Origin of the sequence: Rhodococcus sp. IEGM 1306 (assembly GCF_036541985.1) — a bacterium.
GTDB lineage: Bacteria > Actinomycetota > Actinomycetes > Mycobacteriales > Mycobacteriaceae > Rhodococcus_F > Rhodococcus_F qingshengii.
Genome location: NZ_JAZHFF010000010.1, coordinates 115,624 through 140,863 on the forward strand (window position 1 = coordinate 115,624; position 25,240 = coordinate 140,863).

A 25,240-nucleotide genomic window follows, 5' to 3' on the forward strand; every position below is an offset into this window, starting at 1 on the left:
GAAATCCTCCGTGAACGAAAGTTGAGCAAGCGCTTGATTTTGAAGCTAGCATAGGAATCCGGAAGTGGAAACACGCGATCTCACCGACGAATTGGTTCGAGCCGGAGCTATCGGGCAGGATTGCGCTACGTTCGACGCCGGCAGCCCGGCACCCCCGAAACCCTGCCCTGAGCAGGACCGACAACCAGTGGAGATTTCAGTGGCATCACCAGATCGTCGGGAGAAGATCCTGGAGAGCTCAGCCGAGCTGTTCGCCAGGAAGGGTGTCGCCACCACGACCGTTCGCGAGATCGGCGACGCCGCCGGTGTGTTCTCGGGCAGCCTCTACCACTACTTCAAGTCGAAGAATGCGATAGTTGCCGAGCTCATGCGAGGCTTCATCACCGACATTCAGCTCCGCTTCGATCAGGTGGAGAAGACGGCAAACGACCCCGAGGACGTCCTACGCGGCTTGATCCGCGAGACGCTGGTCGTCATCGAACTACACCCGCACCCGACGGCGATCTACCAGAACGATCGGGCTTATCTTCGCGACAACGATCTCCTGCAATCCGTCGACGGGCCTTCCCGCCAAGTCCGCGAGCATTGGATGAAAGCGATTGCCGAAGGCGTCGATCAGGGAATCTTCCGCAAAGACGTGGCACCGGAAATTTTCTATCGATCGGTACGAGACACCTTGTGGTCGACAACGCATTGGCCGGATCGCCAGAAGTACACCACCGACGAGTTCGCGGATCTGATGATCACGCTCTTCCTCTCGGGATTCAGGGTCGCCTGACCAGATCCGGCAAATCCAGATGTTTCGGGGTTCGTCCCTGCGGCAACAGGATCGACACCGCGAACACGACCACCGCGCAGCCCGCGCACACCAGGTAGGCGACGGAGAATCCGGTCCACGACGTGGAATGTTCCGAACCGCTGATCACGAATGCAGCGAGAATGGTTGCCACCGTCGCACTGCAGATCGTGCTTCCGGACGTCCGCAGAAGTGAGTTCACCCCGTTGGCAGCCGCCAGTCGCTGACGAGGTACGGCAACCAGAATCAACAGCGAGAGCGTGCTGTACACGATGGCAGTCCCGACCGCTGTGATACCCAGTGCTGCAACCACTCCCCACAGTGGCTTACCGGCAACGGCGTGAATCCCGTACCCGCCGGCGAGGAACACGGCGCCGGTCAACATCGCGGTCCGTGAACCGAAGCGGTCGGTGATACGCACCGCAACCGGTGAGAACAGCACCATCGCGATACTCGCCGGAATCTGGCAGAGCGCTGCCGCGATGATCGACAGGCCGTACCCGGCACCCGGCCCCTTCATCCCCTGCAGCAGTTGTGTCGTGATCAGCGTGTTCCCGAAAAACGCGAACCCGACCAGCAGAGCCGCCAGATGCGGGATCAACACCGCACGTTTCACGAGAGCACGGACGTCGACCAGCGGATTGACGTTGCGCCGCTGTTGAATTACCCAGAGCGCGAACAGCACCGCCGACGCGGCCAGCATGGAGATCACCGCTCCACTGGTCCACCCCCAACTCGACCCCTGAGTGATCGGCACAAGCAGAGCAATCATCGCGGCGCTCAGACCAACCGCCCCGACGCCGTCGAATCTTCCCGACGGATTCGGCTCGGACTCTCGAATGAACAGCACCGCAGCAAGAGTCACGGACAGCCCGATGGCGGTGGTTACCCAGAACAGGACGTGCCAATTCGAGTACTGCGCGATCATCGCGGAAAACGGTATGCCCAAAGCGGTTCCGACGCCGAGCGTCGAACTCATCATGGCCACTGCGCCGTTGACCTTGTTACGTGGCAATTCGTCACGCAGCATGGAGATTCCGATGGGGATGACTGCCGACCCGGCCCCCTGCAACGCTCTCGCGAAGATGAGTACAGCGATGTCCGACGACAGCGCACACAACATCGAGCCGAGAGTCATCATCGAGAAAGCAACCAGAAGCATCTTCTTCTTGCCGAACATGTCGGCGAGTCGACCGAAGATGGGAGTGACGACAGCGCCGACCAGCAACGTGACGGTCACCAGCCAGGACACGGCCGTGCGTCCAGCGCCGGTGAAGTGCGGCAACTCCGGCAGCAGTGGAACGATGACCGTCTGCAGAACAGCCTGGAACACTGCGGCGGCGACAACGATGGGGAACAGGAAGCGGGAGCGCGGCTGCGCGAGTCCCGCGTCGGAGGTGGTGACTGCAGGCGTGCCCGGCGGACGGTCGAGCGTCGTCACCCCACACCGCCTGTTCTCACTAGGTAAATATCCGTTCACCTACATTAGGTGAACGGATATTTACCGAGCAAGAATTGTGACGCCGCTCACCCGTCGAGCAGCTTTTGCACCAGCGGTGCGTACAGCGCAACCACCTCGTCCTGGGTGCCGGTGGCATGGCCGGCCATCATCCGTCGGCGCATGATCGCCACTCCGACCACCATCGACATCGCCAGTTCCGCGCGCAATCTCGTGTCGGGGCCGGACAGGCGAGCGGCGAGGGTGTCGATCATCTGCGTCGAATAGTTCTCGCGCAGCTTGCGGTTGCTCTCTTCACTGACGCCGCTCATGAACAACAAGCTCATGGACAGCGGCTTGTACGACTCCAACGGCTTGGTGAACAGCGAGACCATGCGCTCGCCGAGCGAGTCGTTCGGGGCGTCGAAGACCGTGACCGCCGCTGCCCGGAAGTCGACCAACTCGTCGTACAACTGCTCTTTGGAACCGAAGTACTTGATGATCAGCGGTGCGCTGACGCCTGCGTCTTCGGCGATGTCCTTGAGCGTGATTTCGCGGTACGGCCGAGTCGCGAATGCTTTCCCGGCCGACGCGATGATCTGCGCACGCGTCTGCTCGGACGTACGACGCACCTGCTGACCTTGCTCCGTGCCGCTCATCAAGCGTTCCGCGACAATTCACGACGGCCGGACAATGCGCGACCCAGCGTCAACTCGTCTGCGAATTCGAGATCGCCACCCATCGGAAGACCCGAAGCCAACCGAGACACCGTCAGCCCCGGAATGTCTCGCATCATGCGAACGAGATAGGTAGCTGTCGCCTCACCCTCGGTGTTGGGGTCAGTGGCGATGATGACCTCGGACACGTCGACGCCGTCCTCCTGATTTGCGATGCGAGCCAACAACTCCCGGATACGCAACTGGTCAGGCCCGATCCCCGAGAGCGGATTGAGCGCACCGCCGAGCACGTGATAGCGACCCTTGAACTCACGGGTGCGCTCGACGGCCTGAACGTCCTTCGGTTCCTCCACGACGCAGATCACCGTGCGATCGCGACGTGCGTCGGCGCAGATGCGGCACTTCTCCTGATCGGAGACAGTTCCGCACACCGTGCAGAACTGAACGCCGTCACGGATGCGCTGCAATGCATTTTTCAAACGGTCGATCTCGGGAGGCTCCACGGAGAGCAGGTGAAAAGCGATGCGTTGAGCGCTCTTCGGCCCGACTCCGGGAAGCTTCCCGAGTTCGTCGATCAGATCCTGAACCGGACCTTCGTACACGCGTTCTCGTTTCTAGAAGCCGGGGAGACCGGGAAGGCCTCCGCCGAGTCCGCCGGCCAACGGGCCGAGCTTCTCAGCAGCGACTTCCTGTGCCTTACGCGAAGCGTCCTCGATCGCGCCGATCACCAGATCCTGCAGCGTCTCGACATCTTCGGGGTCGACGACCTTGGGATCGATCTGCAGACCGACAACCTCGCCGGTGCCCTTGACCGTGGCGACAACCAGTCCGCCACCGGCCTGACCAGTCACTTCGGCCTGAGCCATTTCCTGCTGCGCCGCCATCAATTGCTGCTGCATCTGCTGAGCCTGAGCCAACAGAGCAGACATGTCGGGTGCTCCACCTGGTTGCACGAGCGGTCCTTTCTACAGAGTTATCCCCACCAGCGTAGTCGGTGCGCGCTACCGTGAGCGGGTGCGCCGGAACCAGTCAGACACCGTAAAACCGTCAAGAGGGTCAAACATGGCATCACGTGTGTTCCGCTCCACTGCCCTGATCGCCATGGTCGGGGCCGGGCTTCTGAGCGCTGCGTGCACGATTCCGACCGAGACTGCCGAGGCCACGACTTCGGTCGAGGTGTCTCCGCTGAGCACTGTCGCCGCTGACGTCCCCGCTGCGCTCACCGGCAAGGTCGTCTTCCTCGATCCCGGGCACAGCGGGGCGAACGACGACAGCATCAACACCCAGGTCCCCACGGGCCGCGGCGGCACCAAGAACTGCCAGACCACCGGCACCAACACCGATGCCGGGTTCCCCGAGCACACCTTCAACTGGGAAGTCGCGAGCCTGGTCAAGAGCGAACTCGAAGGCCAAGGCGCCACAGTGGTCCTGAGTCGACCGGACGACATCAGCGTCGGATCTTGCGTCGACGCACGCGCCGAAGCTGCCAATTCCTCCGGCGCCGACGTAGTGGTGAGCATTCACGCGGACGGCGCAGCAGCCGGAGCCGAGGGCTTCCACGTCTGCTACTCCGCGCCCCCGCTGAACGCGGTGCAGGCCGGCCCGTCCGTCACCTTTGCCGAAACCATGCGCGACTCACTCGTCACCGCCGGACTCACCCCGTCGACCTACATCGGTGACGACGGGCTGGCACCACGCGCCGATCTGACGGGACTCAATCTGTCGCAGCGGCCGTCGATTCTGGTCGAACTCGGCAACATGCGAAATGCCGACGAGGCAGCGCGCATGACGAGCCCGGACGGTCAGCAGGAATATGCGTCCGCCGTCACCAGCGGAGTCACGGCCTTCCTCACAACCCCCTGACCTGTCTTCTGTGGAGAAATTCCACTTGTCCACAGGTATGTCGGCACCGCCGAAGTAGCCCGCTCACCTGGATACGGTTCTGCCATGGGGCCGATACTTCAGGTAGATTTCGCTTACTTCAGGTAGATTTCGCTGCTCTGCAGCAACTTTCAGCTGATCTGTCTCGAATTGCGGATCAGATCTCGGGGATCGATTCCGCCGGCCCGATTTTCGAAGCCGCGGCGGCCCTGAACTCGTCCGCTGTCGCGGCTGTGTCGACTGGGAATGCCGGCGTCATCGCCGACGCGTACCGGCACCTGGCTACGCAATTGGGACTCATGGCGTCGGGAACCGCTGCCGCAGCACGTCTGTACGACGCTGCCGAGGGCGAAGTGGTGTCCGAACTGCGCGGAGCCTACTGATGCAGCCCACCGTCTCTCAGCTTCGAACGTGGTCACCGGAGAAATTGCGCACAAGCGCTTCGGAACTGATCGACATCGACCGGCAGATCGAAGTTCTCGGCAATGACGCCGGACGCAGCATCGACGCCGTCCGCGAATTCTGGCAGGGACAAGCGTCGAGCGCAGCCGCAGTGCAGTGGTCTGGCATCTCGCTTTCCTCGTCGCGGCTGTCGGTTGCGGTTCGCGTAGTTGCGGATCTGTATGGCGGAGCGGCCAATACGATCGGTGCGGCGCGAAAATCAGTTCTGGACCTGGTCGAGGAGGCGACTCTCGAACACGGCTTGACGGTGTCAGACAGTGGAGCGGTATCGGCACCTGAGACGAAGCAGCCGTGGAATCTGGCCGACGCCATGCAAGATTCCGAAAACGCCACGGCTGCACAGGTTTTTCAGCAGAAGATCTCCACTGCATTGACGGCACTCGACGACGAAGACAACCGGGCCGCGACTGCTCTGCGTGCGGCATTCCGAGAGATCGGATCACTCCTTGGCAATCAGCCTGATCGCCTCGACAGCACTGTCGTCGACATCCTCGACGGGAGGTCGACACTCCCCGGGACACCCACGGAGCTACACCGACTCTGGGAATTGCTCACGCCCAACGAGAAAGACGCGTTGGCGAGGTGGGATCCGTCCATCGGTAGCCGCGACGGCCTTCCCGCTCTCGACCGGGACTACTACAACCGGCGGTACCTCTCTGCGCTCGAGCAGTTGCCGGATCGAACGGTAGCTGCCGGATACACGGCCGTGCGCGGCGAACTTCGACCGGACACGTTCCTTCTCTCGGTCACGGATGGGCATGCCGTCGTGGCAGTCGGTAATCCCGATGCCGCCGGCAACGTCGCAACACTGGTCCCCGGAACCGGCTCCGGGCTGTCGGGCGTCGGCGGAGACCTGCAACGAACCAAGGCCATGTACGACGCGACGGTCAGGGCGGCGCCAACGGAAGCCACATCAGTGATCCTGTGGTCCGGATACGACGCTCCCCCAGGCATTCCCGACGCAGCCTCGGATCGGTACGCCGACTCCGCAGCGCCGAGGCTCGACAGCTTCCAGGACGGGTTACGAACCTCGCATGACGGTCCGCCTTCGCACAACGTGGTGATCGGTCATTCCTACGGCAGCACCGTCATCGGTGCTGCGACTACCCGTGGCGCTTCTCTCGACGTCGACGAACTGGTTTTTGTCGCAAGCCCCGGCGTCGATGCCGAGCGCGTGAACGAACTGAGCCTGGACGGCGTCGACTCGGCCGAGATGGCTCACCATGTTCATTCGACGACGGCCTTCTGGGATCCGGTCCAATTGATCCCCAAGATCCTCGGAGTCCACGGGTTCGACCCGTCGGATCCGGAATTCGGCGCGCAAGTATTCACCGGATCTCCCGGGGAGCCTGGGTTCGGAGTTCACAGCGATTACTGGGAAAGCGGAAACCCCGCACTCACCGAATTCGGACGGATCATTACCAGCCCGTGAAAGAAGGCGCCGTACCGGTGAAGGTACGACGCCATCTCGGTGATGCAGGATCGGTTAGACGAGTTCGCGCTTGAGGTTGTCCAGGACCTGGGCCTGGATGCGCTGCAGACCCTTCGGAGCGAACGTGCGCTCGAAAAAGCCGCCGATACCGGTGGCACCCTGCCACTGGGTGAGCGTCGTCACCGTCGTTCCGGTGCCGTTGGGGGCAACGGTCCAGGTGGTGACGAGGCTGGAGTTCGCGTCCTTCTCGGTGATGACGTTGCCGTCGACCGTCACTGTCGCCTTGACGTTGCGCGAGCGCTTTTCCGTCGCCTTGAGCGTCCACTGCGCGACGGTTCCGTCACCCTGGCCACCTTCGACGACCTTGTAGTCGAGGTACTGCTCGGACAGGATTCGCGGGCGAACCGTCTCGTAGTCCGAGAGCGCCGCGAGCACCTTGTCGGGTGCTGCTGTGACGACTGTCGAACTCATTGCATTGACCTGACCCATATGCCCTACGTCTCCTTGCTCGACCAACGCGGCTCGATACCGCGAATGACTACCCGAATCCGCACCTCGAACTGCGCAGATATTCCTTTCCATACTGCCTGCTGCGCCCGGGTATCTCGACCATCTACCCATTCCGTGTGAGCTGGTTCACCACTCGGAGCATTTACCGAGTTCGATTGCAACAACTCGATCAAATTCGGGCATTAATACCCCTCCGGATAGCTTGCACACGCAACTACCGATAGCGTCAGGGTGTGACTCTCTCGTTCAATGGGGTAGTTCAGAAGTTAGATCGAATCCGGACAAAGCAAGGCCCGGGTTCCGATGCTGCGCGTGAAATGGGGTTCGAGCAGCACAGAGAAGGCGTCGAACGCCTACTCGCGTCATACCGCGCCATTCCCGCCGATGCTTCTGTACGCCTGGCAAAGAAGACATCCAATCTGTTCCGCGCTCGCGCCAAGACGTCGGCCCCCGGCCTCGACGTCAGCGGTCTGGCAGGTGTCATCGCCGTCGATGCGCAGGCGCGCACAGCCGACGTCGCCGGCATGTGCACGTACGAGGACCTCGTCGACGCGACGCTGCCCTACGGGCTGGCGCCCCTGGTCGTGCCTCAACTCAAGACCATCACCCTGGGCGGTGCGGTGACCGGCCTGGGCATCGAGTCCACCTCGTTCCGCAACGGCCTGCCGCACGAGTCGGTACTCGAAATCGACGTACTGACCGGAAGCGGCGAGATCATCACCGCAACACCGGACGGCGAACACGCCGAACTGTTCTTCGGTTTCCCCAATTCCTACGGCACCCTTGGCTATTCGACGCGATTGAAGATCGCACTCGAACCCGTCAAGAAGTACGTCGCCTTGCGCCACGTGCGCTTCGATTCGTTGAAGAAACTCGAAGAAACGATGGATCGCATCGTCACCGAGCGCGAGTACGACGGGATCGCCGTCGACTATCTCGACGGGGTGGTCTTCACCGATTCCGAGAGCTACCTCACACTCGGCGCGCAAACCGACGAGGAAGGCCCGGTCAGCGATTACACCGACCAGGACATCTTCTACCGGTCGATCCAGCATTCGTCACTCACCCAGCCCAAGACGGATCGCTTGACCATTCGCGACTACCTGTGGCGCTGGGACACCGACTGGTTCTGGTGCTCACGAGCTTTCGGTGCACAGAACCCGAAGATCCGGCGCTTCTGGCCCAAGCAGTACCTGCGCAGCAGCTTCTACTGGAAGCTGATCGCCCTCGACCACAAGTACGACATCGGAGATCGCCTCGAAAAGCGCAAGGGCAAGCCCCCGCGCGAACGCGTCGTCCAGGACGTCGAGGTACCCATCGAACGAACCGCGGACTTCGTCTCGTGGTTCCTCGAGGAAATCCCGATCGAACCACTGTGGTTGTGCCCGTTGCGTCTTCGCGAGCCAAGCCCTGCCGCCGCTTCTGCATCACGGCCGTGGCCCCTCTACCCCCTCGAACCCAAGCGCACCTACGTCAACATCGGCTTCTGGTCTTCGGTGCCGATCGTTCCCGGTGAGCGCGAGGGGGCAGCAAATCGACTGATCGAAGAAAAGGTCAGCGATTTCGACGGACACAAATCGCTCTACTCCGACTCCTACTACTCGAAGGAAGACTTCGAGGAGCTGTACTACGGCGGCGACCGGTACATCGGACTCAAGGAACGCTACGACCCGAAATCCCGTTTATTGGATCTATTCTCTAAGGCGGTGCAACGTAAATGACCACGTTCAAAGACTCCAAAAGCCAGGACAAGCTCTCTATTGCCGAGATTCTCGAGACGCTTTCCGACGGCATGCTGCCGCTTCGATTCACCGCGTACGACGGCAGCACCGCCGGCCCCGAAGATGCCGACTACGGACTGCACCTCAAGTCGACTCGCGGAACCACTTATCTCGCAACAGCTCCCGGCGACCTCGGCATGGCCCGCGCGTACGTCTCCGGCGATCTCGAAGCCGAGGGTGTCCACCCCGGTGATCCGTACGAGATCCTGCGCATCATGGGTGACGAACTCCACCTCAAGCGCCCGTCCGCACTGACGCTCGCCAGCATCACGCGCTCCCTGGGCTGGGATCTGTTGCGGCCCATCGCCCCGCCGCCCCAGGAACATCTCCCTCGCTGGCGTCGCGTCGCAGAAGGACTGCGTCACTCCAAGACTCGTGACGCCGAAGTCATCCATCACCACTACGACGTCTCCAACACCTTCTACGAGTACGTCCTCGGCCCGTCCATGACGTACACCTGTGCCGCTTACGACAATGCGGAACAGACGCTCGAAGAAGCCCAGGAGAACAAGTACCGCCTGGTGTTCGAGAAGCTCGGACTCCAGAAGGGTGATCGACTTCTCGACATCGGCTGCGGCTGGGGCTCGATGGTCCGCTACGCGGCCAGGCGCGGCGTCAAGGTGATCGGCGTGACTCTCTCTCGCGAGCAAGCGGATTGGGCACAGAAGGCCATCGAGGACGAGGGCCTCGCCGATCTCGCCCAGGTCCGTTTCTCCGACTACCGCGACGTGGCCGAGACCGGATTCGACGCAGTGTCCTCCATCGGCCTGACCGAGCACATCGGCGTCGGAAACTACCCGGCGTACTTCGAGTTCCTCAAGGGCAAGCTGCGTGAGGGTGGGCGTCTGCTCAACCACTGCATCACCCGTCCGGACAACCGAAGCAGCGCCAAGGCAGGCGGATTCATCGACCGGTACGTCTTCCCCGACGGGGAGCTCACCGGTTCGGGTCGCATCATCTCCGAAATCCAGAACGTCGGCCTCGAGGTGCGTCACGAAGAGAACCTTCGCGAGCATTACGCACTGACGCTCGCCGGATGGTGCCAGAATCTCGTCGACAACTGGGACGCGTGCGTCGCCGAGGTCGGCGAAGGAACCGCCCGCGTCTGGGGCCTGTACATGGCCGGCTCACGACTCGGGTTCGAGCGCAATGTCGTTCAGCTGCACCAGGTTCTGGCCGTGAAGCTCGGCCCCAAGGGTGAGGCGCATGTGCCGCTTCGCCCGTGGTGGAAGGCCTAGGGGCAAAGCCCCTGTGCGCCTTTTTGGTAGTCGGCACTACCAAAAAGGCGCACAGGTGCCGCAGGCACCCGACTGCGTCCTCACCCAACCTCCGCGCCGCAAGACCGTCTCCACTTCATGTGCAACCTGGCACGGGGTCTTCATCACCTCGTCGAATCCGTAGACCAACCGCGGACGACCTGCCAGCTCTGCCGCATTGTCACGGCGGCGATCACGAAATGCCACTTCTGCCATGGAATGCGCCCACCGACCGTCGAGACGCACGATCAGCGGCACACTGACTTCGCTGTAATCGCAGTCCTCGTACAGCGTGCGGCCGTCGACGCGGACCGGAGACTGGCGTCTGGCCGACGGCAACCCGTGCGCCTGCTCCACGTCGACCGCATAGTGGTATTCGAGCGTTGACTGCACCCCGTCTGCCAGGAGTCGTACCGCATCGGAAAGCGCACCCTTGAATCGATATGGTGTTCGTTCGTCAATCCGACGACGCACATCGTTCAACGGAATTCGCGCATTTGTCACTGTGGTGATGAGTGAAACGTAGGCGCTTCGCGCTGTGGATTCGGCGGTCGCAAGATCAATCGCGGTATCCGCCCGCGACGTTCGAGGTATGACTGACGGCACGCCGATGTATCGGTGGGCTCGGGATCGGTGGACGACTACCCCGGGGTGAACCACGCCACCCACTCTGACAAGTGCACCCGACGTTCGCACTGGAACTCGGCGGATTGTCGCGGACTGACAGCGAGCGGACTTGCCGTATGGCACGGTGACATGGACTGGCTTGTCTGCGTCGATGCGACGCATTCCCCATTCCTCAGCTGCAGTGTCGTGGCTCAGAATCGCTTGCGGGCCACCATAAAGCCAAGCGGCGTTCAAGATCATTTCTCTGGTGAGCGGGCCAGCGGTCACTGCATACACGCCTTGTAGAACGCGCTGCCATTCGCCGCGGTCCAGAAAGTTCCGCAGCATCCCTCGGTTGTATCCGAATGACGAGAGTTGCTGTTGCCGTACCAGACCGGATTGCGCATCGAGAATCCGGAGAAACTCGCTTCCACCATGAGACGTAGTCATGGCACCAAGCGTCAGGCCGAACTCCGACAGGACTGACGTGAAATTCGCTGTCGGAGTTCGTCTGTGGATAACTCACCAGCTGGGGATAAACCCCTGTGCGCCTTTTTGGTAGCCGTAACTACCAAAAAGGCGCACGGGGGCTATGCCCCTAGCGAAGCCGGCGGGGTGAACCGCGGGCCGTACTGCGCAGCGAGTTCCTTTGCACGAGCGACGAAGCCGGCCGTGCCGCCCTCGTAACCGACGATGAACTGGTGAACGCCACCGGTCCAGGCCGGGAATCCGATGCCCATGATGGAGCCGATGTTGGCGTCCGCCGTGGTGATCAGGACGTTCTCGTCGAAGCACTTCTGCGTCTCGATCGCCTCGATGAACAGCATGCGGTCGATGAGGTCCTGGATCGGGGCGTCGGAGGTTCCGGAGTTGAAGTTCTCGCGGAGTCCGGACCACAGGCCGGTGCGCTTGCCCTCTGCGTAATCGTAGAAGCCGGCTCCACCGAGCTTGCCCTTACGATCGAACTTCTCGACGAGGGTGTTGATGACCTCGCCGGCCGGATCTGCCGGCAGTTCCTTGCCTTCGGCCTTGGCGGCGTCGGCAGATTCCTTGCGGATCTTCTGCATGAGGGTGAGGTTGAGCTCATCCGAAAGCTGAAGCGGCGCAGCCGGGTAACCGGCCTGCATACCGGCCTGCTCGATGGTGGCAGGCTCGACGCCCTCGGCGAGCATGCCGATGGCCTCGTTGATGAAGGTTCCGATGACACGCGAGGTGAAGAAGCCACGCGAGTCGTTGACCACGATCGGCGTCTTGCGGATCGCCTGGACGTAGTCGAACACGCGAGCCAGAGTCTCGTCGGAAGTCTTCTCACCGCGGATGATCTCCACCAGCGGCATCTTGTCGACGGGCGAGAAGAAGTGGATGCCGATGAAGTCTTCCTGACGCTTCACGCCGGTGGCGAGACCCGTGATGGGCAGCGTCGAGGTGTTCGAGCCCAGCAGTGCCTTGGGATCGACGATGTCCTCGATCTCCTGGAACACCTTGTGCTTGAGTTCCTGGCTCTCGAAGACTGCTTCGATGACGAAGTCGACGCCGGCGAAATCTGCCGGGTCAGACGTCGGGGTGATCTTGGCAAGGAGTGCGTCGGACTTCTCCTGCGTGGTCTTGCCGCGCGAGAGTGCCTTGGCCTCAATGCCTTCGGCGTACGCCTTGCCCTTGTTGGCAGCCTCGATGCTGACGTCCTTGAGGACGACGTCGAAGCCTGCCTTGGCGGAGACGTACGCGATGCCCGCGCCCATCATGCCCGCGCCGAGGACACCGACCTTCTTGATGGTGGACTTCTCGATGCCTGCCGGACGTGAACCGCCGCCGTTGATCGACTGCAGGTCGAAGAAGAACGCCTGGATCATGTTCTTCGCGACGCGGCCGGTCACCAGCGAGGTGAAGTAGCGAGCCTCGATGAGCAGCGCGTTGTCGATGTCGACCTGCGAACCCTCGACGGCTGCGGCCATGATGGCGCGCGGAGCCGGCATCGGAGCGCCCTTGAGCTGCTTACGCAGGTTCGCGGGGAACGCCGGAAGGTTGGCAGCGAATGCCGGAGTGGACGGAGTTCCGCCAGGGATCTTGTAGCCCTTGACATCCCACGGCTGAACGCCGCCTTCGGGGTTGGCCTTGATCCATGCCTTCGCAGCCGGAACCAGCTCCTCTACCGAGCCGACGACCTCGTCGATGAGGCCGACTTCCTTGGCCTGAACGGGTCCACGCTGCTGCCCCTGGAGCAGGACGCCCATGAGCGCGTTCTGCAGGCCGAGCATCCGCACGGTACGCACGACGCCGCCGCCGCCGGGCAGCAGGCCGAGGGTGACCTCGGGCAGGCCGATCTTGACGCCCTTGACGTCTGCCGCGATGCGGTGGTGGGTCGCGAGAGCGATCTCGAGGCCACCGCCGAGCGCCGCACCGTTGATGGCGGCGACGACCGGCTTGCCGAGAGTTTCGAGACGACGCAGGTCTGCCTTGATCTCGACGCTGTGGTTGTAGATCTCCTCGGCCTGCTCGGGGCCGACCTTGATCATGTTCTTGAGGTCGCCACCGGCGAAGAAGGTCTTCTTGCCGGAAGTGATGACGGCACCGGTGATGGAGTCCTTCTCGGCGACCAGACGGTCGACGGTGGCCTTCATCGACGCGATGTACGCGTCGTTCATGGTGTTTGCGCCCTGGTTGGGATCGTTGATGGTGAGCACGACGATGCCGTCGGCGTCCTGGTCCCAGTTGATGATGTTCTGATCAGTCACTTTGCTTGACTCCTGGTAAGCCTCGTTGGAAGGACGGACGCCGCGTCAGACGCGCTCGATGATGGTGGCAACGCCCATACCGCCGCCGATGCACAGGGTGATGAGGGCGCGCTTGCCGCCACGACGCTCGAGCTCGTCGACCATCGTTCCGGTGATCATCGCGCCGGTTGCACCGAGCGGGTGACCCATGGCGATCGCGCCACCGTTGACGTTGAGCTTCTCGTCCGGGATGTTCAGGTCCTTCTGGAACTTCAGGACGACGGAAGCGAATGCCTCGTTGATCTCGAAGAGGTCGATGTCGTCGACCGTCAGGCCGGCAGCTGCCAGAACCTTCTTCGACGCCGGCGTCGGGCCGGTGAGCATGATGGTGGAGTCGGCGCCGCTGGTGGCGGTGGCGACGACGCGAGCGCGCGGCGTCAGACCCATGTCCTTGCCGGCCTGCTCGCTACCGACGAGCACGAGGGCAGCGCCGTCGACGATTCCCGAGCTGTTGCCGCCGTGGTGAACGTGGTTGATCTTCTCGACCCAGTGGTACTTCTGCAGCGACACGGCGTCGAATCCGCCGATTTCACCGATCACACCGAACGCGGGAGCCAAGCCGGCGAGGTTCTCTGCCGTGGTGCCCGGACGCATGTGCTCGTCGTTGTCGAGGATGGTGATGCCGTTGATGTCCTTGACCGGCACTACCGACTTGGCGAAGTATCCGCCGGTCCACGCCTTGGCGGCGAGGTCCTGCGAGCGCACGGCGTATGCGTCGACGTCGTCACGCGAGAAGCCCTCGATGGTGGCGATGAGGTCTGCGCCGACGCCCTGCGGCACGAAGTAATTGTCGTAGTTGGTGGCGGGGTCGAGTGCCCACGGTCCACCGTCGGATCCCATCGGAACGCGGGACATCGACTCGACGCCACCGGCGATCACCAGTTCGTCCCAGCCGGACCGAACCTTCTGAGCAGCCATGTTCACGGCCTCGAGGCCGGAAGCGCAAAAACGGTTGAGCTGAACGCCGCCGACGGTGTCGGGCAGTCCCGCATCGTTGACTGCAACGCGGGCGATGTCCATTCCCTGATCGCCAACGGGGGTGACGACGCCCAGGATGAGGTCGGAGATCCGGTCCTCGTCGAGGTCGGGAAAGCGCACGCGCAGTTCCTGGATCAGACCCGTGACCAGCGAGATCGGCTTGACCGAGTGCAACGACCCGGTCTTCTTGCCGCGGCCTCGCGGGGTACGGATGGCTTCATAAATGAATGCCTCTGTGGTCACTGTGAGGTGTTCCTTCCGTGTAATTCGTCGAACCGGTCTGCAGATCGTCCGCGCCACCTTCGGTGGTGGCGCATGGCCGAGGTACAGACCTCAGCCCTTTCACTGTAGAACGTGTTCCAAATTCATGGGAAGGACCGAAGCGATCCTGCTAGGTGACCGAGGTGATCAGGTGCGCGAACGCCTGCCCGCTTCGGTTCATTTCGGGTGCGCCCCCGGAAGCACTCACGGCACGATGCGATACGGCAACATCATGTCGTGATCTTCGTGATCGAGTAGATGGCAATGCCACACATATCCCTGGAGTCGACCAGAATCAGCCATATCGTGGCGCCCGCCGCCCGTCATCCCACCGCCCGTCATCCCACTGCCCGTCATCCCACCGCTCGGAAGACGATCGAACATCGCGTCGGGATCGAAACCCAGCTCATCCGCGGTGGGGAATCGCACGATGATCCGGGTGACGGTGCCGCCGTCCACCCTGACGGTGTCCTTCATTCCCGCTTCCCACGGCGCCGGCGCGATCATCGGCCCCGCCTCGAACCCTTCGGGCGACGGAGTCCACTTGTTGCCGATCACCGGCTGCGGATGTCGGATCAAGTACTCCAGCGTCCGCATCGGTGTTCTGCCGAGAATCCGGAAATTCACCAGGTGCAGGTGTATCGGATGCGGGTCCGGCGTGGTGTTGACGATGTTCCACTGCTCGACGGTGCCTTGCCGCGGCCTCTCGACGTCCGTGGTGCTGAACGTCAGGTTGTTCAGCGTCATCTGAGCCGGTGGATTCCGCAGTTCCAGTTGCTGGCTCACCGTCACCGTGCGAATTACCGTCGGCTGCTCCAACGGGGCGAGAACGTCACGTTGCCGGCGCCCACCGCGCAGTTGCGACGGAACACCACCGGTGAATCCGCGCCTGGCGTCACCGCGGAACCGGCAGAACAGCGGCATCGTCACTTCACCGATGACAGCGGCGGGTAGCGGGGGCGCCTCGTCGTTGCGAAGCTCCACCGTCGAACCCTCCGACAGTCCGGTGAAATCGACGAGGAGGTCGTACCGCTCCCCCGGTGCGCAGCGGAAGGCATTGACCGCGACGGGCGCGTCGAGCATTCCGGCGTCGTTGCCGATGACCCAGAACGTCATCATGTTCGAGAAGTGAAGATTCCACACACTTGCCGACGACGCATTGACGATGCGGAAGCGGTAAAGGCCCCGAGCCACAGCCAGTTCCGGCCACACCTTGCCGTTGACCAAGCCGACGTCGCCCACCGCGCCGCCTTCCCACGATCCTTCCGGGATCAAGATGGTGGATCGGCCGTTCTGGGCGCCTGTCGGCGTGAAGATCTTCTCCTGCAGGATCAACGGGATCTCGAATTCCTCGGCCGGCAACCCCAACGGATTTCCCAGTTTGCCGGTGTCGAATTCATCCCTGATCAGATAGTTGCCGATCAGACCGGCGTAGACGTTGAGCCGGGTGATGCCCATCGCGTGATCGTGATACCAGAGGTGGGCGGCTTCCTGACCGTGCAAAAAGTGATGCATCGCAGCCTGTCCCGGCATCACCAGCAGCTCCGGATGGCCGTCGCTCTCAGGTGAAGTGACTCCTCCGTGCAAGTGCAACGACGTCGGCGGGTTAGCGCGAAAGTCTGCCTGCATTCCATGCAGCGTCATATCCATGTCCGCTGCCAACGGATGTCCGGTCAGATCGTTCTCGAACGTCAACATGATCGGCTCGCCGGAATGCGCCTCGACGGTAGGGCCCAGATAACCGCCACCGATCTCTCCGCTGCGGTACGACAGTGCTGGGGACGAGGGAAAATCCCGATGAAAGGCATGTTGCCCCACTTGCGCTGTCAGTGTGATCTCGTTTCCGGAAAGCGTTGACAACGAATGTAGTTCGTCACAGAACGGCTCGAACTCCGGCGAATGAAAAATCAACGGAGACTCGATATCCACACTCCCCGCCGGAGCAGCACCTGCCTTTGCACCCAAAGCAACAGCCGCTGTGCCGACTACCGACCCTTTCAGAACCGATCTTCTGGAAACCTCGATACCCATACATTCCCCTCCCCATCGAAACGGGTTGCGTTCTCCCGCAAGGAAAACGCAACCCGTCTCTCCACTTCGATCTCGGAAAATCCCCCGCCTACTTTCCGTCGATCGCCTCCAGCACCGAATCGATCAGCGACTGTGGAAGTTTCGACGGCGGAGAGATTTCCAGTTCTCCCGGAGCGCCCGGCATCGTCCAGACAGTTCTGTGCCGAGCGATCGCGAGCTTCTCCCGTGATCCGTCCTCATTGACCTTGAAGTACTCGAACTCGAGGTCGATCCCCCTCTCGTAGAGGGCAGACAAGGACATCGTGACCAGGACGTCGTCGAACGGCATGACCTCGCGCAGATGCTCAACCCTGGTGTGCACACAACGAAGTTCCCCGAGAGCGCCTCTGGCCGCCATGGCCTCACGCTGAGAACGGACCAGGAACTTGTCCCGAACCCTCGACTGCCAGATGTAATAGTTGCCGAAGTAGATGTTGCCCACGACGTTTCCGTCCTGCAACGTCGTCGAGAACACCTCGGATTCGAGCAGGTACGGATTGCGCGGCACCATCGGAGCCGAGCGGATCACGGAACCACGATCGACGTTCTTCGGTTCGGTGGGAACAGCGATGTTCTTCGTCCCCGTCGGAATCGTCATCGGCTCGATGAAATCGTGGAAGTACTGCGGCATCGGCCGTGCCGCCACCACACCGTGGGAGAGGATTTCCACCCACGTCGTCTGCATCGCACTCCACCCGATGTGAGTGCGCGTCTCGCCGTCGACCCGGCACCATTCGACATGCAGATTGGTGGTTGCCCGATCCGGACCGGTGAGCTCGGTGATCCAGATCGTCCCCTCGACAATGTCGTCGGTGTACAGGTTCGCATCGATGAACACCTCGGAGTTGTTGGTCACCATGCCCCAACGACCCGTCGCCATGTCCTCCACGATCTGCTTCGAGATCGGTCCGGTTCCCCTCTCTCGCAAAGCGCCCAACCACAGCGCGAAGCTCGCGAACCCCACTGATCCACCGACGTTGCACGCGTCCCGGAACCCGACGGGGAACCGGATCGACACCGCCGGATAGCCGCTCCGGGCCACCACATGCACGTCGGAGCCGTAGGCCATCGGATCGAACTGCGCGAGAGACTTCGCCGACAACGGTCCGGAGTCGAACTGCGGTGCCGGGTCCTGCGCCGGTTCCTCCGCATCCTCCTCATGAGTCACAAACGCGAGAATCCGCTCCTCGTTGTCCGTCAACAGAGCTGGAAAAGTCAGAACCACCACGCTTCCCTCTGCGCCGCCGCGGAAGGTCACTGCGTCGTCCTCCCTGGCGCCCATCGCCAGAGAAACCGACATCTGCCCCGTGGCCTTTCGGATCGCCTCGGCCGCCGCCCACAGCCTGGTTCCCGCACGATCGAGTGATTCGCCGCCTGCGATCAACTCGTCCAGCAGCGGAATCCGCGCCGAACCCAGAAGCGCCTTCCACTGCACGGCGGTTCGGGAGCGAATCGGTTCGATGTCACACCCCTGAGGCCAGTCGCCGGCCGAACTGAGTGACTTGCTGCCGTCGTGCGAGAGCGAGACATCCACAGAGGGCGGAATATCACCGACGACGACGGGCTTTCCGGTTTCCTGCCATTCGATGGCAAAGGCATTACTCATTTGATCACCACATCCTCATCGAGATGAATGTTCACGGCCGCCTCGGCGATCGGTTTCTCCTGCTCGTGGCGTTCCGACTTGGTCAACTCGTGAATCCCCGGGGTATGCGCGACCACAACCCGCGGGCTCTTCACTCCCAACGCCCGGCTGTGTTGCGCGAGCTTGTCGAGAATGATCTGTGCGTCGCGCGCAGTCGGATCCGCGATTTCCTCAGCCGTAGGACGGCTTTCGTCGTGGGAGAGAATCTGGGAGCGATATCCCTCGAGCTGCATCACCACTCGTCCGTCCTTCACCACCGCCACGTCGGCTTGCATGTGGGTCTCTGTCTGCACCTTGTCGTAGGCGTACGCGGTGAACGAACGAGCCTCGAATCGTCCGTCGTACATGTCGATTCGCGCAATGTTGACCGGAAGGCAGATCTCCCGCGGAACCATGATCTGACCCGATTGGAGCAGGGAATCGAGGAAGTAGGGATCACCGAGGAGGTGCTGCTTACGGTCGGCTCGCGAAATAGCGCTGAAGAGAATGTGCTCGGAATCGAGGCTCGAGATCTCTTCGAGTCGGCGGAAATCGCCCTCCTGGAACAGCAACCACGAGTAGAGATCGTCCAACGGATCGATGTCGAGCACCGGTCGCGGCAACTCCTTCTCGAACTCCGGCAGTGTTTCGTCCAGCCCGAAGATGAAGTCGGCCGAGAAATGGGGCCGTCCGTACCCGGTCCGTTCGGTGCCGATCGTGACATGCACCCGCGTTCCTGCAGCATCACGATCCTGCTCCACGACGCTTGCCTTGATCTCGACTCTGGTGCCCTCGACCGTGTCGACGACGATCGGTCGATCCAGCTTGATGTCGTCGATGCGGACGCGGCCCAGAGTCACGCGTCCGGTGACATAGGCCGCCGCCTGCGACATCGCCTCAAGCCCGAACACCGTCGGAAGCAGCGCCGATCCCTTCCAGACATGATCGAGGACAAAGGGATCCGCCGAGGTGGACAACGTCGTCCGGGTCACCAGTTCTACCTGCGGCTCGAATGTCACCACTTGGTCGATGTAGCGCGACACCGCCGGCAGAGCCGGTGCTGCCGGCGCCCAGGTGTCGAGACCGCCGAGTCGACTGGTCACGACGATACGACTCGCCTCGGGTCCGCTGTCGACCAGGCGAAGGAAATGATCCACTCCCGCAGCCGTGGAAATCGGCATGACACCCATCTTCGCGAGGTGGTTGACACTGCCCATGCGGGCGCCCATGCCGGTCTCCCCCCACACGCTGTACGCGAGCGAGAACGTCCGAGTCTTCGGGTGCCCGGCGGCATACCGCACCACCATTTCGTCGAGAAGCTCGTTTCCGTATGCATACCAACTGTTTCCGGGCATACCTGTGAATCCGATGATGGACGAGAAGCCCACGAACAGCTTCAGGTCACGATCAGCGAGCGCTTCGACGAAGTTGGCTGCGCCCAGGACCTTAGGTGCAACCTCCTTGAAAGCCGCAGCGCTGTCGACTCTCTCGAACCGCCGCGGAACATTCGCCCCCGCACCGTGGACAAACCCGGTGATCGGCCCAACCTCGACCTCGATCTGGGCGACGACGCCGGCCACCGCCGCAGCATCCGTGACGTTGCAGCGATAGTAGTGAGCGCTCAAACCGGCAGACGTGAAGTCCGCAAGAGTGGAAGCGATTTCGTCACCCGCTTGTCGCTGAGAGCTTCCGATCAGCACTAGTTCGGCGCCTGTCTTTCGGCCGAGAGCCAGAGCGCATTGCGCCATGATGCCTTTCGCGCCACCGGTCACGACCACTACATCCGAACTCCCCAACCCGCTCTCGCGGACGGTGTAGTCGCTCGAGGCGAGAACCCGCGGTTGCAGTGCCGTGCGTTCCATCTCGGTGTCGTAAGTCGCGAACACATAGGGTGCAACCGAATCCAACTCGGAGACGACGGTGGTTGCCACCACCGCGTCCGCAGTCGAGCCGTCGAATCCTATGACGCGGACATCCAGTTCGGGGCGCTCGTGATGCACCGAAGCGGCAAAAGCCGCCGCACTCGGTACCGGCGCCGGATTGCCCAACGCGACATCGGTGAACTGAATCACTGCCAATGTGGTTCGTGCGCCTCCGCTTTGCTGCGCCGGAACCATCTTGTACATGTGTTCGATCCCACGGCGCAAGCCGATTTCGGTGACGGAATCATCGGTCACACGCGGCATTACGGCAACCACGTGCTGTGCATTCGCAGGAGCGCCGTCGGAGAATGTGCGAATGTCGACCTGAGCACCACGCCCTCGTAGTTCGGATTCCAACCTTCCGACCAAACCGGCGTCGTCACCGATGACGACAAACGTCGTGTCCGTGAGGTCTCGGACTCCGTGCAACGCTGTCTCGCTCCGAACCTTTTCCAGGGTGTAATCGCGAACCCAGGTGAAGCTGTCGGCTGATATACCCTTTGCCTTCACCGGCAGCGCCCGCGCAACCGGCTGCTGCTGCCCCGACTTCTCTTTCGCGGATCGATCGAGCACTTCGATCAGTTCACCCAGGCTGACGTTGACGAGTTCGGCCGGATCCAGATCACCCTGAACACCCAATCGCGTTGCCACAGTTGCTATCGCATCGGCAGCCTTGATCGAGTCCATGTTCAGGTCGTCGAGCAGGTGGAGATCCACATCGAGAGACTCCACCGGAAATCCGGTGTCCTCCGCGATTACCTCGCGCAGTATTCGCGACACGTCCGACTGCACCGAACTCGCTGCTGGAACGGCAGAACCGGGATTCGGTGATGCCGCAAGGATCAGCGATGCTGCTTCTCCGATCGTGGCATTGGCCAACTCGGCAGGGTCGAGGTCGACAACCTCGAACTGATGCGCAACCTTCGAAATAGCCTCTGCCGCACTGATCGAGTCGAGATTCAGATCATCGAGCAGACGCAGATCCGTCGTGATCGACTCGGCGGGGAATCCCGTCGTATCGGCGAGGATCCTGATCAGCTCACTTTCCACGGACCCAGCGCCCGCGTCAGCCGGCTCTTCGACTACCGGAGCCGAAACCGGCGAAGGAGCTTTCGCTGCTACGGATTCGTGGCCGTTGGTGACTGCCCGCGAAGTCGGAGCAGATGGAGAAGACGGAGAAGTCGCTCCACTGCCTACATCAGCACGAATGACGTCGACGAGGAAGGTCCCGCGTCGACTCAGGTAATCGGCCAGCGCCGCAGCCGGATCCCCGCCGGACGTACCAAGTGCGAGCGGTTCGGGAGCAGAGGTAACCGTCAGCTTCGCCTCGGCCAGGTTCTCGATGAACACCTTCTGATCGGCAGGAACGAATTCGCGCACGAACCGGCCGTCGAAAAGTTCGTTCCATCGGACCTGGGCGCCATGTACGTACATCGCGGCCAGTGCGACATTGAAGTCCTCGTCGCGTCCGGACTTGGACGCAACGGGGAAGCAGCGCACGCCGTCGGTCCCATTAATCGCCTTGGTGAGCCCGGTCAGCACACGGCCGGGTCCGACCTCGACGAGCAGGTCCACGTCCTGCGAGATTCCACTTACCGTCTTGACCCAGTCGACCGGTGAGACAACCTGTTTGGTGACCAATTCGCGAAGTGCCAGTGGCGTCTGTACGCGTTTCCCTTCGACGCAGGAATACACGGGGCAAGTCAACGAATCGACTTGCTCGTCAACGGGCGCAGTGGACTTCAGCTCCCGCTCGGCCTCGTTCATCATCTCGGAGTGGAAAGCATTCGACACGGCAAGCGCCTGAGCCGACACTCCGCGCGTCTTCGCGATGGCAACCACATCGTCGACCGCGTCTTTGGTGCCCGAAACCACGGTCTGTGTAGGCGTATTCAGATTCGCGACGGTCGCGTAACCCTTTGTTTCCGCGATGATCGCCTCAGCCGTCGATCGGTCGCAGGTCAGGCTCGCCATCGCGCCGTTTCCACCACCACTGACAGCCATGGCCGCACCCTTCGCCGCAGCCAAGGTGATCAGCGTCTTCTGGTCGTAAGCTCCTGCCGCGTAGAGCGCGGTCAACTCGCCGAGACTGTGGCCGGCGACAGCACTGGGTGTGACACCCAATCGGCGGAGGTACTCGAACCAGAGCAGCGAAGCCAAAGCGACGGCAGGCTGGGTGAACTGCGTCTGGGCGAGATCCCGCTTCCACTTCGCCAATTCCGCAGCGTCAGCGCTCTTGACCGGGTTCCGCAGAATTCGAGGCGTGATCGCCTCCGCTCCAACTCCCTCCAACCAGCCGTCCGCCTCGGTCGCCAGTTCGCGTGCCCACTCGAAGCGCTCGATCAGCACGCGCGCCATCTCTAGTTGTTGGGATCCCTGTCCCGGGAACAGGAATCCGATGTCGTGGTGGACGGCGTTCGAGATCGAGATCTCGTTGCTCACGACCTTCACCTGACCGGATGCAGGAGCGGAGTTCTCGCAGATCACGGCAAGCTGACGCATGCGTTCGGCCAACTGCGCGGGACGTCCGGCCACCACTGCGGCACGGAAGGGCGCGGTCGGCGAGATCACTCGAGAGAGTTTCGCCGAAAAGTCCAGCAGCTCGGCAACACTCAACGGAACCGCCAGATCTGCAACATCCCGCGCTCGGGTCGCCAAGTCCACCGCGGAATCTGCAGAAAGTACGAAAACCTCGGTGTCCTGATACGACGCCATCATCGTGCGGACGTCTTGCGAGGGTGTCAGCTTGCTGGACGGTGCATCAGCCGATTCGATCGCGACGTGGCAGTTGATACCGCCGAAACCCATGGCTTGCGCACCAGCACGCATCTTCTCAGACGGATCTCTGATCTCACCGTTGACGAGCGGAAAGAGTGCCGGCGCTTCGGTTCCGAACGCCGGGTTCGGGTCGGTGCAACCGGCGAGCGGCGGAAGGATTCGTTGATTGACGGCCATGGTCGCCTTGATCAGCGCAAGGATGCCCGACGCCGCCTTCGTGTGCCCTATCAACGACTTCAGTGACGTCATGCCGATGCTACGAGCCTCGACGGGCCCGTCCGTCTGAGCGGCCTGCTGGACGCCGGCCAGTTCGACGGGGTCTCCGACGGGAGTACCAGTTCCGTGTCCTTCGACGAAGGCAACCTCGCTGGCCGCGAATCCCGCTCGCGAGTATGCGCGACGGATCATCTCGGCCTGAGTTTCGGCGCGGGGCTTGGTGATTCCACCCTTGCCATCGGTGGAGATGCCCCAGCCGCGAATCGTCGCGTACACGTAGTCGCCGTCCGCCCTGGCGTCCTCGAGTCGTTTCAAGGCCACGAATCCGCAACCTTCACCCGGGATGAATCCGCTTCGGCTTGCGTCGTACACGTTCATGTCGCCACGGGTCAGTGCACCCAAACGGGCGAATCCCACCAGTTCCAAAGGATCCAAGCTGACGTCGACTCCCCCTGCCAAGACGAAGTCGGCCGCGCCGGACGCCAGCTTTTCGGCTGCAGTCGCCACCGCGAGCATTCCGGACGCGCACGCACCGTCCACGACGTACCCGCCGCCGTTGAAGTCGAGATAATTGCAGATCCGGCCGGCAATCGTATTCGACAACATGCCGGCGAGAGTGTCTTCACTCGGCTCCACCAATGGGCCCTTGTAGACCTCTTCCATCGTCTCGGCGAGAGCATCGGCGACGGAACTGTCCAACTGGCGCGCTTCGGCTGCGACAGCGAGTGCGCGCTTGACGTAAGGCCAACGCAAACGCATCGACCACATCCGGGATTCTTCACCGGTGAGGGAGTTGCCGACGATTGCGGCGCTGCGTCCAGTGGGTACCGATCCTCGGCTGTAGCCCGCGTCCGTCAAAGCCCCGAGTGCTGTTTCCAGAGCCAACCAGTGTGTGAGATCTGTCGACTTGAAGGTCCGCTCCGGTATCCGGCGACCGACCCAGTCGAATTCGAAACCATCCATGAACGCGCCGCGATCAGCGTATGTCTTGTCGACGTCGTCAGGGCTCGCGCTCCAGTAGTCGTCGAGGGACATCCGTGACTCCGGAAACTTTCGGAATTGCATCCGACGCGCGAGGACGTTCTCCCAAAATCCTTGCAGATCATGTGCACCGGGGGACCACATGCTCATCCCGACTATCGCAATCGCAGGATTAGTTGAATCTTCAGTCATCTTACACTTCCTATTTTCGCGCGCATCCACGGGAGACTCAATCGACCGAAGACTAACCACGCCCTCATCGGTGTGTAAAACGCAGATTTACCTCAAGGCATAAACAAATAACAAAGGTTGTTCGGCGCAATGAACGTGTTTCAGCAATTTAACAGCAATCGAGAGTTAGCTGTAACTCGGAGTTACTTATTTGCTTCGTAACCGGTCATGCTCCTGCTTGAACATCCGTACCGGATCCCGGTTTCACGGCCGCCATTTTCTCGCGATCGGCAAATATTCAGTTGAATATGCACCGAAATGCCGCAATGCCGAATATGTGGCCAATTCGCCGAATGTCCCAAATTGGTCGATCCCCGCAAATCAAACATCCGACAACTATCAATCTGAACATTCGTGACACACCGAAATTTAACAGCAGCACTCGAATGCCCATCAGACAACGAGAAATTCCAGATATTCTTCGGCGACCATCGTCCGAATCGACGTTTCGTTACACCGGAACTGAGCGAACGAATGTGCCAGCAAACCAGCCACATACAAATCAGCTTGCGAGGCCGAGCCGGTGCGCTTTCGACACGCGCGCGCACAAAGGGAACGGCATTTATAAC

Annotated in this window: 17 protein-coding genes; 6 read left to right on the forward strand and 11 right to left on the reverse strand. The window is 61.8% G+C overall.

Annotated elements, in window-relative coordinates; all coding sequences use genetic code 11:
* Positions 1 to 64 precede the first annotated feature (64 nt).
* On the forward strand, positions 65 to 778 hold the full coding sequence (locus V3587_RS24840; protein WP_283377307.1) for a TetR/AcrR family transcriptional regulator: 714 nt from the start codon (positions 65 to 67) through the stop codon (positions 776 to 778).
* Here the strand turns inward: V3587_RS24840 and V3587_RS24845 are convergent.
* The 4 genes from V3587_RS24845 to V3587_RS24860 all read right to left on the reverse strand — a co-directional run bounded on the left by V3587_RS24845 (position 765) and on the right by V3587_RS24860 (position 3,864).
* Positions 765 to 2,237: an MFS transporter gene (locus V3587_RS24845; RefSeq protein WP_054188607.1), complete on the reverse strand. Its 1,473-nt coding sequence runs from the start codon at positions 2,235 to 2,237 to the stop codon at positions 765 to 767. The genes V3587_RS24840 and V3587_RS24845 overlap by 14 nt on opposite strands.
* Positions 2,238 to 2,323: 86 nt before the next feature.
* The gene (locus V3587_RS24850) at positions 2,324 to 2,893 is read right to left on the reverse strand and encodes a TetR/AcrR family transcriptional regulator (protein ID WP_099696768.1); all 570 of its coding nucleotides are present in this window, start codon (positions 2,891 to 2,893) and stop codon (positions 2,324 to 2,326) included.
* The gene (recR, locus tag V3587_RS24855) at positions 2,893 to 3,513 is read right to left on the reverse strand and encodes a recombination mediator RecR (protein ID WP_003943917.1); all 621 of its coding nucleotides are present in this window, start codon (positions 3,511 to 3,513) and stop codon (positions 2,893 to 2,895) included. The genes V3587_RS24850 and recR overlap by 1 nt, the downstream gene beginning before the upstream one ends.
* Positions 3,514 to 3,525: 12 nt before the next feature.
* Positions 3,526 to 3,864: a YbaB/EbfC family nucleoid-associated protein gene (locus V3587_RS24860; RefSeq protein WP_003943929.1), complete on the reverse strand. Its 339-nt coding sequence runs from the start codon at positions 3,862 to 3,864 to the stop codon at positions 3,526 to 3,528.
* A gap of 109 nt (positions 3,865 to 3,973) precedes the next feature.
* Here V3587_RS24860 and V3587_RS24865 point away from each other — a divergent pair, with 109 nt between their 5' ends.
* From V3587_RS24865 to V3587_RS24875, 3 genes are all read left to right on the forward strand, one after another.
* On the forward strand, positions 3,974 to 4,774 hold the full coding sequence (locus V3587_RS24865) for an Rv3717 family N-acetylmuramoyl-L-alanine amidase (RefSeq protein ID WP_007731541.1): 801 nt from the start codon (positions 3,974 to 3,976) through the stop codon (positions 4,772 to 4,774).
* Between the two features lie 251 nt (positions 4,775 to 5,025).
* The gene (locus V3587_RS24870; RefSeq protein WP_283377308.1) at positions 5,026 to 5,175 is read left to right on the forward strand and encodes a hypothetical protein; all 150 of its coding nucleotides are present in this window, start codon (positions 5,026 to 5,028) and stop codon (positions 5,173 to 5,175) included.
* Positions 5,175 to 6,686 (forward strand): alpha/beta hydrolase, encoded by a 1,512-nt coding sequence (locus tag V3587_RS24875; protein ID WP_283377309.1) that lies wholly within the window; start codon positions 5,175 to 5,177, stop codon positions 6,684 to 6,686. Before V3587_RS24870 ends, V3587_RS24875 begins: the two co-directional genes overlap by 1 nt.
* A gap of 54 nt (positions 6,687 to 6,740) precedes the next feature.
* On the opposite strand, the gene V3587_RS24880 is transcribed toward V3587_RS24875, so the two are convergent.
* Complete coding sequence (locus V3587_RS24880) at positions 6,741 to 7,175, reverse strand: SRPBCC family protein (RefSeq protein WP_003943959.1); 435 nt, start codon at positions 7,173 to 7,175, stop codon at positions 6,741 to 6,743.
* A gap of 338 nt (positions 7,176 to 7,513) precedes the next feature.
* Between V3587_RS24880 and V3587_RS24885 the strand changes: the two genes are divergently transcribed.
* Together V3587_RS24885 and V3587_RS24890 are read left to right on the forward strand one after the other, a co-directional pair.
* Positions 7,514 to 8,917: an FAD-binding oxidoreductase gene (locus tag V3587_RS24885; protein WP_042447764.1), complete on the forward strand. Its 1,404-nt coding sequence runs from the start codon at positions 7,514 to 7,516 to the stop codon at positions 8,915 to 8,917.
* A complete protein-coding gene (locus tag V3587_RS24890; RefSeq protein WP_003943932.1) occupies positions 8,914 to 10,215 on the forward strand; it encodes a class I SAM-dependent methyltransferase in 1,302 nt (433 codons plus the stop codon). Before V3587_RS24885 ends, V3587_RS24890 begins: the two co-directional genes overlap by 4 nt.
* Before the next feature lie 36 nt (positions 10,216 to 10,251).
* On the opposite strand, the gene V3587_RS24895 is transcribed toward V3587_RS24890, so the two are convergent.
* The 6 genes from V3587_RS24895 to V3587_RS24920 form a co-directional block, all read right to left on the reverse strand.
* Positions 10,252 to 11,289 carry a type IV toxin-antitoxin system AbiEi family antitoxin domain-containing protein gene (locus tag V3587_RS24895; protein ID WP_283377310.1) on the reverse strand — a complete coding sequence of 346 codons (1,038 nt, stop codon included), beginning with the start codon at positions 11,287 to 11,289 and terminating at the stop codon, positions 10,252 to 10,254.
* 140 nt (positions 11,290 to 11,429) lie between these two features.
* Entirely contained in the window at positions 11,430 to 13,571 is a 2,142-nt protein-coding gene (locus V3587_RS24900) for a 3-hydroxyacyl-CoA dehydrogenase NAD-binding domain-containing protein (protein ID WP_270008738.1), read from the reverse strand.
* Between the two features lie 45 nt (positions 13,572 to 13,616).
* Complete coding sequence (locus V3587_RS24905) at positions 13,617 to 14,831, reverse strand: acetyl-CoA C-acetyltransferase (RefSeq protein WP_007731553.1); 1,215 nt, start codon at positions 14,829 to 14,831, stop codon at positions 13,617 to 13,619.
* A 222-nt stretch (positions 14,832 to 15,053) separates the two neighbouring features.
* Positions 15,054 to 16,880, reverse strand: coding sequence for a multicopper oxidase family protein (locus V3587_RS24910; protein WP_283377311.1), 1,827 nt, complete (start codon positions 16,878 to 16,880; stop codon positions 15,054 to 15,056).
* Positions 16,881 to 16,968: 88 nt separating this feature from the next.
* Positions 16,969 to 18,525, reverse strand: coding sequence for a hypothetical protein (locus V3587_RS24915; protein WP_042922793.1), 1,557 nt, complete (start codon positions 18,523 to 18,525; stop codon positions 16,969 to 16,971).
* Complete coding sequence (locus V3587_RS24920; protein WP_283377312.1) at positions 18,522 to 24,632, reverse strand: type I polyketide synthase; 6,111 nt, start codon at positions 24,630 to 24,632, stop codon at positions 18,522 to 18,524. Before V3587_RS24920 ends, V3587_RS24915 begins: the two co-directional genes overlap by 4 nt.
* Between the last annotated feature and the right edge of the window lie 608 nt (positions 24,633 to 25,240).

Bases quoted from the DNA above. Each gene is read 5' to 3' on its own strand.
- V3587_RS24850 (WP_099696768.1), bottom strand. From the start codon at position 2,893: ATGAGCGGCACGGAGCAAGGTCAGCAGGTGCGTCGTACGTCCGAGCAG.
- V3587_RS24865 (WP_007731541.1), top strand. From the start codon at position 3,974: ATGGCATCACGTGTGTTCCGCTCCACTGCCCTGATCGCCATGGTCGGG.
- V3587_RS24875 (WP_283377309.1), top strand. From the start codon at position 5,175: ATGCAGCCCACCGTCTCTCAGCTTCGAACGTGGTCACCGGAGAAATTG.
- V3587_RS24880 (WP_003943959.1), bottom strand. From the start codon at position 7,175: ATGGGTCAGGTCAATGCAATGAGTTCGACAGTCGTCACAGCAGCACCC.
- V3587_RS24885 (WP_042447764.1), top strand. From the start codon at position 7,514: ATGGGGTTCGAGCAGCACAGAGAAGGCGTCGAACGCCTACTCGCGTCA.
- V3587_RS24890 (WP_003943932.1), top strand. From the start codon at position 8,914: ATGACCACGTTCAAAGACTCCAAAAGCCAGGACAAGCTCTCTATTGCC.
- V3587_RS24895 (WP_283377310.1), bottom strand. From the start codon at position 11,289: ATGACTACGTCTCATGGTGGAAGCGAGTTTCTCCGGATTCTCGATGCG.
- V3587_RS24910 (WP_283377311.1), bottom strand. From the start codon at position 16,880: ATGGGTATCGAGGTTTCCAGAAGATCGGTTCTGAAAGGGTCGGTAGTC.
- V3587_RS24915 (WP_042922793.1), bottom strand. From the start codon at position 18,525: ATGAGTAATGCCTTTGCCATCGAATGGCAGGAAACCGGAAAGCCCGTC.
- V3587_RS24920 (WP_283377312.1), bottom strand. From the start codon at position 24,632: ATGACTGAAGATTCAACTAATCCTGCGATTGCGATAGTCGGGATGAGC.